Below are 1,924 nucleotides of genomic sequence, written 5' to 3'. Positions count from 1 at the left end.
GTTAAGCGTTGAGGAACTCCTTGCTTGTCTTTACCTTCTTGTTTGGATCCGGACGGAACAGCATGAAGAAGAACAGAACAACAAGTGCAATTGCTACTACTGACCATACACCGAATGTACAAGCTCCTGTGAATAGACCTGCGATTCTGTATACAACAAGTGCTACAAGGTAAGCAAATCCACACTGATATCCGATTGCGAACCAGAACCACTTAGCACTGTTCATCTCTCTCTTGATAGCACCCATAGCTGCGAAACATGGTGCGCAGAGAAGGTTGAATACAAGGAATGAGAATCCGCTTGCTGTTGTGAATGCGCCTGCAAGTGCCTGGTAAACTGTACCATCTCCACCACCGTAGAGGATACCCATTGTACCAACGATGTTCTCCTTGGCAACAAGACCTGTGATAGATGCTACAGTTGCCTGCCAGTTGCCCCAGCCCTGTGGAACGAAGATCCATGCTATCGCATTACCGATCTTTGCAAGGATACTGTAATCGATCTGGCTCTCATCAAGCATCTGGAATGAACCATCAACAAATCCGAAGTATGTTGTGAACCATACAGCAATTGTTGAAAGTGTGATTATCGTACCAGCCTTCTTGATGAATGACCAGCCACGCTCCCACATACTTCTGAGTACAGAACCTACTGTTGGGATATGATAAGGTGGAAGCTCCATAACGAATGGTGATGGATCTCCGGCGAACATCTTTGTCTTTTTAAGTATTATACCAGAACATATAATTGCTGCAATACCAATAAAGTAAGCACTTGTTGCAACTATTGATGAACCACCGAATATAGCACCGGCGATCATAGCGATAAATGGAACCTTAGCACCACATGGTATAAATGTTGTTGTCATGACTGTCATACGACGGTCTTTCTCATTCTCAATTGTACGTGAAGCCATGATACCTGGCACACCACAACCTGTACCTACAAGGATAGGTATGAATGACTTTCCTGAGAGACCGAACTTTCTGAAGATACGGTCCATGATGAAGGCGATACGTGCCATATATCCACAGTACTCAAGGATTGCAAGTAAGATGAACAGTACGAGCATCTGAGGTACGAAACCAAGTACAGCACCAACACCGGCTACAATACCATCGATGATAAGTCCATGTAACCAATCTGCACATCCAATCTTGTCAAGTCCTGCAGAGATGAGATCTGGGATTGAAGGAACAAATACGCCATAATCAGCAGGATCAATCTCTGCCATCTGTGTCTCGTTGAAGTAATCAACTGCATCAAGATATGACATTGCGTTTGTTGTCTCTTCGTCAGCATTTGCTGGAACCTCTGAGTAGTATACATCGATATCGTATGTATCGAGTGTCTCCTCATCTTCCATCTCATACTTAACGCTTGCCTCTGTGTTTGTGTTTGCCTCGATAGCTGCCTTTGTGGCATCTACATCAACAGCATCCTCGTCATCTGTTACGAGTACGCCGTATGCATCAAGTGCTGTTGTTGCTGCATCATAGTCACCTGATGCATCTTCATAAGCTGAGCTTCCGATGCCGAAGAGATGGAAACCATCGCCGAACAGGTTATCATTTGTCCAGTCTGTGCACCATGCACCTACTGTTGACATTGCTATATAATATACGAGCCACATGATGAGAACGAATATAGGAAGTGCAAGGATACGGTTTGTTACAACACGGTCGATCTTATCTGATATTGTAAGCTTCTGTCCATTTGCAGCCTTCTTTACACACTTGTCAATGATTGATGAAATGTATGAATATCTCTCACTTGTGATAATACTCTCTGTGTCATCATCGAAGTCATCCTCAAGCTTCTTGATCTCTGCTGAGCAATCTGGAGCATTCTTCATCTGCTCTATGATCTTGCTATCCTTCTCGATGAGCTTGATCGCGAAGAATCTCTTTCTGTTCTCCTCCAT

1 protein-coding gene is annotated in these 1,924 nt (G+C 44.0%); it reads right to left on the bottom strand.

Going from position 1 to position 1,924, the window contains the following annotated elements:
• Position 1: 1 nt before the first annotated feature.
• On the bottom strand, positions 2-1,924 hold a 1,923-nt coding region (gene feoB / locus CCU_RS12405; protein ID WP_208896246.1), incomplete at its 5' end, for a ferrous iron transporter B.

This window comes from Coprococcus sp. ART55/1, from assembly GCF_000210595.1.
In the GTDB taxonomy this organism is placed as follows: domain Bacteria; phylum Bacillota; class Clostridia; order Lachnospirales; family Lachnospiraceae; genus Coprococcus; species Coprococcus aceti.
This window is presented reverse-complemented; position numbering and strand designations above follow the sequence as displayed.